Genomic DNA, 8,556 nt, shown 5'->3' with positions numbered 1-8,556 from the left:
AACCAGCTTTCGAGGCTCAGGCTCAGGCTCAGGCTCAGGCCCAGGCTCAGGCTCAGGCTCAGGCTCAGGCTCAGGCTCAGGCTCAGGCTCAGGCTCAGGCTCAGGCTCAGGCTCAGGCTCAGGTGTTTGCTCCGGGACCGGCGCGAAGGCCGGGTCGGCGGACAATTCGTCCGGGTGCAGCCCGTCCTCGGGGCCTTCGTCCACGGGGTCAGTGTGAACCGGCGCCTCGCTGGCAGCCGGTTCCGGGGTGAACCGCGTCCCGCTGTCATCCTGTGAGGCCGGTTCCGCTGCTCCCTCCGGAGCCGGCGCGACGGCCGGGTCAGCGGACAATTCATCCGGGGTCAGCCCGTCTTCCGGGCCTTCGTCCACGGGCTCGGTATGGATCGGCGGTTCGCCGGCGGGTGCTTCGTCGACCGGAGCAGCCGGTGCGGGCGGCTCAGGGGCAACGGTTTCCGGTGCGGCATCTGTCGCTGCCGGGGAGATATCGGCAGTTGGCGCGGCCGACTCGACCGCAGGTTCGGGCGCGGACGCGTCTTCCTTGTCTTTCCCGAAGGAGAAAACCTTTTTGATGAAGTTAAACGCCATGCGGGCTCGGTACCTTTTCGATGTCAGTTTGCGGCGACGTCCGCAATTTGCATTTGATCCGCGCTCGCGGCAACCACCTCGCCGGTCAGATGATCCGCGCTGCGGCCATTGACCCTTATCACAGCCATCTGGCCCCGTGGCGCGTCGGGCGCAACCACCGGGGTGAAATTTTCTGTTCGCGCGGTGCCGGAAAATTCGACCAGCGCTGAGTGCGTTTGCCCCGCGAGCGCCATGGCCGAGAGGTGGGCATCATAGGCCTGGTCGCCCCGTTCTCTCAAGCGTGCGGCGCGCTGCTTGATCAGCCCGCGATCAAGCTGTGGCATCCGCGCCGCCGGTGTTCCGGCTCGCGGCGAATAGGGAAACACGTGCAAAAACGCGATGCCGCAGTCATCGATGATGTCGAGCGAGCGGGCGAACATCTCCTCGGTCTCGGTCGGGAACCCGGCAATCAGGTCGGCGCCGAAGGCAAAGCCGGGCCGCAGGCTCCGCACGGTCTGACAAAACCGGACCGCGTCGTCGCGGCCATGACGCCGCTTCATCCGTTTGAGAATCAAATCATCGCCATGCTGCAGCGACAGATGCAGGTGCGGCATGAAACGGGGCTCGTTGGCGATGAGATCCATCAGCGTGTCGTCGACCTCGATCGAATCAATCGACGATAGCCTGAGCCGTTTGAGATCAGGCACCTGTTTCAAAATGGTGGCGGCCAAACTGCCGAGCGTCGGGCTGCCGGGCAGGTCGGCGCCATAGCTGGTGGCGTCGACGCCGGTGATGACGGCTTCCTGGTAGCCATTGTCGACGAGCTTTTCGATTTGCTCAACCACCGCGCCCATCGGCACCGAGCGCGAATTGCCGCGGCCATAGGGGATGACGCAGAAGGTGCAGCGGTGATCGCAACCGTTCTGCACCTGCACGAAGGCACGGGCATGGCCCTCGACCGCCTCGATCATCTGCGGCGCGGTCTCGCGCACCGACATGATGTCGTTGACCCGGATCTTCTCGCTGTCGGAGACGCCGAAATCGGGCAGCTTGCGGTAGGTCGCGGCCTGGCCCTTGGCGTCATTGCCGATCACCGCGTCGACCTCTGCCATTGCGGCAAAGGTTTCCGGCTCGGTCTGGGCCGCGCACCCCGAGACCACGATGCGGGCATGCGGGTTGTCGCGCCGGGCGCGGCGGATGGTCTGCCGGGCCTGCCGCACCGCGTCGGCGGTCACCGCACAGGTGTTGACCAGGATTGCGTTGTTCAGCCCCGCGGTTTCCGCCGCCTTGCGCATGGTCTCGGATTCAAACGTATTGAGCCGGCATCCGAAGGTCAGGACACGGACGCCGCTCACGCCACCGCCTCGTCGGCCCGCCACTCCCCGCTGAGCGGATCGACCTCTCCCGAGAACTCCCAGTCAGCCGGTCCGGTCATGATCACGTGATTGTCGGCGCGCCACTCGATCCGCAGCGGCCCGCCCGGCACATTGACCGTGACACTGCGTCCGGTGCGCGCTGTCCGCGCCGCCGATACCGCCGCCGCACAGGCAGCCGAGCCGCAGGCGCGGGTCAGCCCGACGCCGCGTTCCCAGGTCCTCAGATCCATCGACTTGTCGTCGATCACCCGGGCGATCGAGATATTGGCGCGTTCAGGAAAGATCGGATGGTTTTCCAGCAGCGGTCCGAAACGCTCGAGATCATAGGACCAGACGTCGTCCTTGACCCAGAAGATGGCGTGCGGATTGCCCATCGACATCACCGAGGGCGAATGCAGCACCGGCGCGTCAATCGGGCCGATCTGCAGCTCGATCCGGGTGGTGTCGAAAAACTCCTCGGCCAGCGGGATCCTGTCCCAGGCGAATTCCGGCAGGCCCATGTCGACCGAAATCAGTCCGTCCTCATGCTCTTCGGCATTGAGAATACCGGCCAGCGTCTTGAAGGTGAAACTGTTGCGCCCGGTTTCCGATGCCAGCGCCTGGACCACGCATCTTGTGCCGTTGCCGCAGGCCTGGGCGCGGGAGCCGTCGCGATTGAGAATGTCGATGCGGTAATCGATCCTGTCGATATCGGTGTCGTGGATCGCCATGATCTGGTCAAAGCCGGTCCGGTCGCCGCCTGCAAGCGCGATCGCCGCTTCAGCGGTCACGGCATCCTTGCGGCCACGCATGTCGATGACGACGATGTCGTTGCCCAGCCCGTTCATCTTGGCAAAAGGAACCATCGATCCCATGGTGCGCACCCGTTCTTGTTCCGGGCCTATATGGCTGAAATGCGCCGAGATTACCAGTGTCGACGCACTGGCCTGTGCCTCATGTGCCAGCAGGCAAATCCCAGCTCTCGCCGACATGCAGCGGCCGGAACCGGTCCCTGGCGACACCTTTTTCGGCCAGCTTTTCGTAAAGCAATTCCTCGGGCGCCTCGCGGCCCTCGTCGGTGAGCTGGAATGTGCCCCAGTGATGGCCCAGCGCGTAGTCGGCACCTGACAGCAGAAAACCCTCGATGGCCTCGTCCGGGCTCTGGTGCTGGTCCTTCATGAACCAGCGCGGTTCGTAGGCGCCAACCGGCAGGATTGCAGCCCGGAACCGGCCATGCCTGTCACGGGCGTTGCGGTAGGGCCGGCCCTGGTCAAAGCCGGTGTCGCCGATATGCAGGATCTTGCCGCCCGGCGTCTCGATCACGAAGGCTGCCCACAGCGCCATCGAACGGTCATTGACGCCGCGCGCCGACCAGTGATGGCAGGGCTCGAAATGCACGGTTGCCGGGCCGGACTTGACCGCCTGCCCCCAATCCGCGGTGATCACCCGCATCGTAGGCGTGTCAGCCTTGATGATCGTGTCATTGCCGAGCGGCGTGATCACCAGCGGATTGTGCACTTGCCTGAGCCGCGCCAGCGTCACCAGATCGAGGTGGTCGTAATGATTGTGCGACAGCAGCACCAGATCGATGTCCGGCAGGTCCTCGAAAGCAACACCGGGGGCCGTGACCCGCTTCGGTCCGGCAAAGGACAGCGGGCTGGCGCGGTCGGACCAGACCGGATCGGTCAGGATATTGAGGCCTGCTGTCTGGAACAGCATGGTGGCGTGACCGACCATGGTGATGCGCAGCCCGTGGCCCTCGATCCGGGGTTCGGGCCGGGCCGGTGCAAACGGGCTTCTGACGGTGTCCGGCCATTTGGCCTGGGTGCCGCCGAATTTCCATTTCAGAAGATCGGAGAACCCCTTGGGCGCGGCGCCGTCGGGGTTGAAAAACCGGATCCCGTCGAAATGATCGCTGACCGGGCCGGAATGATAGCGGTTGGAATTGCGGGCTAAGGCCATGGCGGTCCCCGATGCGCCGCCACCGAACAGGGCGGCAAGCGCTGAAAATTTGAGAAAGGAGCGGCGGTTCATCGGGTGAAATATGGGAGCGGGAGCCGGGGGATCAAGTGAAGGCGAGGTTGAGCGTCAGCGGGAGGCCGCGATCAGTCCCGGCCATTGCTCCAGCAAGGCATTTTTCGCCCTGATCCCTGCCGAGCCCTTTTCACGCTTTTCATCCTGGTCGAGCCGGGCAAAGATCAAGGTGCGATCGCCTTTTCTTGCCCAACCGACAAACCAGCCCCAGCTTTTTGCCCTGTCGAATTTTCCGTTTGCCATGCGCGGATAGGCAGCGCCGGTCTTGCCGGATACTGTCCAGCCATTGCCGGCGGGATTTGTTTCGACAATGGCCATGGTCCGGTCGATGGCCTGAGCCGCGACAGGCAGGGTGCGATTGACGAGGGCGCGCAGGAACGCCACCTGTTCCAGCGGCGCAATCTTCAGCGAGGACGCAATCCATGCGCGTTCCAGCGCATTGCTCTTGCCCGGATCGCCGCTGAAGTCGGTGTTGCCATAGCCAAAGGCCTTCAGGCGGCTCTCGATTTTTTCGGCGCCGAGTGCGGCGGTAATCTGTTGCGAATACCAGACGACCGAGTATTTCATCCAGCGTTCGGGGTCAGTCGGCTGCGTCCAGTTGGCGCCGCCCCAATCGGGATAGCCCGGTTTGAACGCAAGCACCGGGGCGTTGGTGCCGGTCAGGAAGCCTGCATCAAACCCGATCAGGCTGAGCGCAACCTTGAAGGTTGAGGCGGGCGTGACCCGGGAGCGGCAGTCCCCCTGCTCAAGCAGGATTTCCCCGGTCCGGGCGTCGGCAATGACGGTGCAGATGGTCCTGGCGCCGGCGGATGCGACCGAGACAAAAAGCGCAACCAGAAAAACGGCAATGATTTTCATGATTCATGACCTGCCATTTGAACCCGGCCTGGCCGGTGGAAACCGGGATTTATCACTGCTTTTGGAGGCAGGCAATGGCAAGACTGGGCACAAGGAAGAGGCCGGTGGAACCCCATGAACCGGTCATGAACGGGCGCTTCACAAACGGTTCAACCGCCCTGCATCAGGGTGGCGTTATTGAAACACACAGCTTTGGAGCCAGACCATGTTGACCAGATCCGTTCTCACCCTCGCCGCCGCCAGCCTTGCAACCCTGCTGATCCAGACTCCGGTCCAGGCCGGCGAGTCCTCGCGGACCGTCCGTGATCATCGCGCAACCGTCGAGCTCAAGCTGCGCGATCACCGGGCTGCGGCGCAGGTCCAGACCCGCGACCACCGTGCCGGCAAGCAGAACAAGCTTCGCGACCATCGCAGCCAGCGCAAGAATGAAGTGGTGAAGGTGTCGCGCAAGGATTGCCGCGTCGGTTTGGAAACTCTGCGCCGCTCCGGCTACAGAAGCATCAAGATGCTCGACTGCCAGGGCGCGGAATATTCCTACCTGGCGAAGAAGAACCACGCCTTGTTCGGCGCCAAGATGAATGCCTATTCCGGCAGCTTGAAGGTGTCCTACATCGGTCCGGTGAAGAAGCACTGATCCGGTCTCGACCCGATCTTGCCGCGAAACAGCGGGGCGCAGTGCCGGGAAACCATCTCCCGGCGCTGCGCCTCACCACAAGGGTGGCGCGTAGAGCCGCCGCTGAGATGCCGGCGCCAGGCCCACAGACCCTCGAAGCGGATCCGGATCAGCAGGGTCTGAGCAAACCGCGCCGTCAGGACGGCTCGGGTTGATTTGCCTGCACGCTGCGGAAACCGGTTGACCCAAAATTCCGGCCATGTAACCCAAGCAGCACTTGTGCATATCGCACGCCGCGCAACGGGACGGGTTTCATGACCACCGACCAGATCATGCTTTTCGCCATCCTCATCGTCCTGTTTGCGATGCTGGTCTGGGGTCGCTTTCGTTACGACCTTGTCGCCTTCGTGGCGCTGCTGGTCACCGTGCTCGCCGGGCTGATCGCGCCGGAAGAGGCGTTTCACGGCTTTGGCCACCCCGCCGTGGTCATCATCGCGCTTGTGCTGATTGTTTCGCGCGGGCTGATGAATTCGGGCGCGGTGGAATTCATTGCCCGTTTTGTCACCAGTCCCGACCGGGCCCTGCCGACCCATATCGGCATCATGGCGGTGGCCGGCGCGGTGCTCTCGGCGATCATCAACAATGTCGCAGCACTGGCGCTTTTGATGTCGCTCGACATGGACGCGGCGCGCAAGGCCAAACGGGCGGTCTCGCTGACGCTGATGCCGCTGTCGTTCGGCACCATTCTGGGCGGCATGATCACGCTGATCGGCACGCCGCCCAACATCGTCATCGCACAATACCGCCAGGATGTGCTGGGCGCGCCCTACTCGATGTTTGATTTTGCGCCGGTCGGCATCACGGTGGCAGCCGTCGGGATCGCCTATGTGGCGTTCATCGGCTGGCGGCTGATTCCGGCCCGGGCCGACGCGATGTCGCTGGAAGGTGATGCCGGGCTCTATGTCGCCGAAGCCCGGGTCAAGGAAGGCTCAAAATCGATCGGCCAGTCAGTGGGGGATCTCTACCCGATTGCCGACGAGAACGACGTGACGATCCTGGGGCTGGCCCGGCAGGGCAAGCGTCTGCACGGCTTTTCCCAGGCCCGCGAGATCCGCGAAGACGATTTTCTGGTGCTGGAGGGCGATCCGAAACAGATCGAGGCCTTCATGGGGGCGGCCGATCTTGATGCCATCGGCACCGAGGAGCATGGCGGGCTGATGGGCAAGTCGCTGTCGCTGGTCGAGGCGATTGTGCCCGAGGAGGCCACTGTCGTTGGCCGCACCATGCTCGGGCTCAGGCTGATCCAGCGGCACGGGGTGACGCTGCTTGGCATATCCCGCCAGGGCCGGCGCTTCCGTGAGCGGGTCAGCCATCTGCCGATCAAGGCGGGTGACCTGCTGCTGTTGATCGGACCGGACAAGAACATCGCCGCCGCCTGCCAGTGGCTGGGCGTGCTGCCGCTGGAAAACCGCAGGCTCGAGGTGCTGCAGCGGACCAAGGCGTTGCTGGCGATCTCCATCTTCGCCGCGGCGATCGCGCTGTCGGTCATCGGCATCACCTCGCTGGCCATCGCGCTGGGGCTTTGCGTTGTCGCCTATCTGCTGCTGGGCATCATCAGCGGGCGTGATTTCTACGCGATGATCCAGTGGAAGGTGATCGTGCTGCTGGCCTGTCTCATTCCCGTCGCAGCAGCGCTGGAAGACACCGGCGGCAGCCAGTTGATCGCCGATCTGATCGTCACCCAGACCGCCAACCTGCCGGCCTGGGGTGTGCTGGCAGTGTTGATGATCATCACCATGACGCTGTCGGATTTTCTCAACAATGTCGCCACCGCGCTGATCGCCGCCCCCATCGGCGTCAGCGTGGCAAACTCCATCGGGGCCAGTCCCGATCCGTTCCTGATGGGTGTCGCGGTCGCCGCCTCCTGCGCCTTCCTCACCCCGATCGGGCACAAGAACAACACCATCATCATGGGCCCCGGCAATTACCGCTTCGGCGACTACTGGCGCATGGGCCTGATGCTCGAAGTGCTGGTGATCGTCGTCGCCGTGCCGATGATCGCCTGGGTCTGGCCGTTTTAGCGGGGGGGAGTGGATTGGCGATTCTGCTACAGTAACCCATCCTGTGTCACCGCCAGCGAGATGGCCACAAAGAAACAGGCAGAGGCGGCAATGACGAATCCGTGCCAGATCGCGTTCGAGAACTTCAATTTCTTTGCCGCATAGAAAGCCACTCCCACGGTATAAAGCAGCCCTCCGGCGGCGATGTACCCAATTGGCAACTCCGACCATGACGACCAGATCAGGATGATGCTCATCCAGCCCATGACCAGATAAAGCGCCGGGCCAAAGCGGCCGGGCGTGCTCCAGAACACCAGCTTGAGCGTCATGCCGACGATCGCCAGGCCCCAGACAACGCCCAGCACACCATAGGCCAGACCGCTGCCAACCATGACCACCAGCGGCGTATAGGTGCCGGCGATCTTCAGATAGATCGCCGCATGATCGATCCGGCGCAGAACCGGCCGGATGCTCTCCCACGGGGTCATGTGATAAAACGCCGAGGCGGTGAAGGTGGCAATCAGGGTGATTGCATAGATTGCTGTTGCGGCAATCTCCCAGGCCGAGGCGACCGGGGCGGACCACATCAGCAACACAGTCGCCCCAAACACCGAGCCGATCACGCCGATGGCGTGCATGCTGCCGTCGGCAACCCGTTCTGACCTTGTGTAATCGGGATACATTCTTGGCCTTCAGACTTTGACGAGATGATTGACGATAGCAACATATCCGGCCCAAAATAAGGATGGGAAGTGGACTTTTTGCCGCTCACCTGGCCCGGCGGGGTTGGCGGATTTACAGGGCGGGCCGCCAAGTAGTTCTAGGGCCTGTGGACATTCATCTTGATGCGATCAGGGCAGCTGCAAGGTTCCAACTGGCTGTGTAGCTACAGTCCGTTTTGTCATAGCGTGTTGCTATGCCTCTGAATTCGTTGATCTTCGCGAAGTAGTTTTCAACCAGATGCCGCCATTTGTAGGCTTCGATATCGTAGTCACGCTGTTGCTTTCGGTTTGATTTCGGTGGGATCACGGCGCTTGCGCCACGCTCATCCAACTCCTCTAGAAGCCAGTTC

At 63.0% G+C, this 8,556-nt stretch carries 9 protein-coding genes; 3 read left to right on the top strand and 6 right to left on the bottom strand.

What is annotated here, in order from left to right; translation table 11 throughout:
* Positions 1 to 276: hypothetical protein (locus ABJN75_RS15505; protein ID WP_348440483.1), on the top strand; the 276-nt coding region annotated here is incomplete at its 5' end.
* Between the two features lie 332 nt (positions 277 to 608).
* On the opposite strand, the gene mtaB is transcribed toward ABJN75_RS15505, so the two are convergent.
* The 4 genes from mtaB to blaOXA all read right to left on the bottom strand — a co-directional run bounded on the left by mtaB (position 609) and on the right by blaOXA (position 4,811).
* On the bottom strand, positions 609 to 1,919 hold the full coding sequence (gene mtaB / locus ABJN75_RS15500; RefSeq protein ID WP_348440482.1) for a tRNA (N(6)-L-threonylcarbamoyladenosine(37)-C(2))-methylthiotransferase MtaB: 1,311 nt from the start codon (positions 1,917 to 1,919) through the stop codon (positions 609 to 611).
* Positions 1,916 to 2,794 (bottom strand): diaminopimelate epimerase, encoded by an 879-nt coding sequence (gene dapF / locus ABJN75_RS15495; RefSeq protein WP_348440484.1) that lies wholly within the window; start codon positions 2,792 to 2,794, stop codon positions 1,916 to 1,918. Before dapF ends, mtaB begins: the two co-directional genes overlap by 4 nt.
* Before the next feature lie 79 nt (positions 2,795 to 2,873).
* A complete protein-coding gene (locus ABJN75_RS15490) occupies positions 2,874 to 3,953 on the bottom strand; it encodes an MBL fold metallo-hydrolase (protein WP_348440481.1) in 1,080 nt (359 codons plus the stop codon).
* Positions 3,954 to 4,007: 54 nt separating this feature from the next.
* Positions 4,008 to 4,811, bottom strand: coding sequence for a class D beta-lactamase (blaOXA, locus tag ABJN75_RS15485; protein ID WP_348440480.1), 804 nt, complete (start codon positions 4,809 to 4,811; stop codon positions 4,008 to 4,010).
* A gap of 205 nt (positions 4,812 to 5,016) precedes the next feature.
* Between blaOXA and ABJN75_RS15480 the strand changes: the two genes are divergently transcribed.
* Both ABJN75_RS15480 and ABJN75_RS15475 read left to right on the top strand, forming a co-directional pair.
* Complete coding sequence (locus tag ABJN75_RS15480) at positions 5,017 to 5,445, top strand: hypothetical protein (protein WP_348440479.1); 429 nt, start codon at positions 5,017 to 5,019, stop codon at positions 5,443 to 5,445.
* A gap of 293 nt (positions 5,446 to 5,738) precedes the next feature.
* Positions 5,739 to 7,505, top strand: coding sequence for an SLC13 family permease (locus ABJN75_RS15475; RefSeq protein ID WP_348440478.1), 1,767 nt, complete (start codon positions 5,739 to 5,741; stop codon positions 7,503 to 7,505).
* Positions 7,506 to 7,531: 26 nt separating this feature from the next.
* On the opposite strand, the gene ABJN75_RS15470 is transcribed toward ABJN75_RS15475, so the two are convergent.
* Positions 7,532 to 8,167: a hemolysin III family protein gene (locus tag ABJN75_RS15470; RefSeq protein WP_348440477.1), complete on the bottom strand. Its 636-nt coding sequence runs from the start codon at positions 8,165 to 8,167 to the stop codon at positions 7,532 to 7,534.
* 154 nt (positions 8,168 to 8,321) lie between these two features.
* On the bottom strand, positions 8,322 to 8,556 hold a 235-nt coding region (locus ABJN75_RS15465), incomplete at its 5' end, for a transposase (protein ID WP_348440476.1).

Source organism: Hoeflea sp. (assembly GCF_039975035.1).
Lineage (GTDB): Bacteria > Pseudomonadota > Alphaproteobacteria > Rhizobiales > Rhizobiaceae > Hoeflea.
Note: the sequence above shows the minus strand (reverse complement) of the source record. Positions and strands in the feature narration are given on the sequence as shown.

Coding starts and splice junctions, on each gene's coding strand:
- ABJN75_RS15470 (WP_348440477.1), bottom strand. CDS start 8,167: ATGTATCCCGATTACACAAGGTCAGAACGGGTTGCCGACGGCAGCATG.
- ABJN75_RS15480 (WP_348440479.1), top strand. CDS start 5,017: ATGTTGACCAGATCCGTTCTCACCCTCGCCGCCGCCAGCCTTGCAACC.
- dapF (WP_348440484.1), bottom strand. CDS start 2,794: ATGGGATCGATGGTTCCTTTTGCCAAGATGAACGGGCTGGGCAACGAC.
- blaOXA (WP_348440480.1), bottom strand. CDS start 4,811: ATGAAAATCATTGCCGTTTTTCTGGTTGCGCTTTTTGTCTCGGTCGCA.
- ABJN75_RS15475 (WP_348440478.1), top strand. CDS start 5,739: ATGACCACCGACCAGATCATGCTTTTCGCCATCCTCATCGTCCTGTTT.
- ABJN75_RS15490 (WP_348440481.1), bottom strand. CDS start 3,953: ATGAACCGCCGCTCCTTTCTCAAATTTTCAGCGCTTGCCGCCCTGTTC.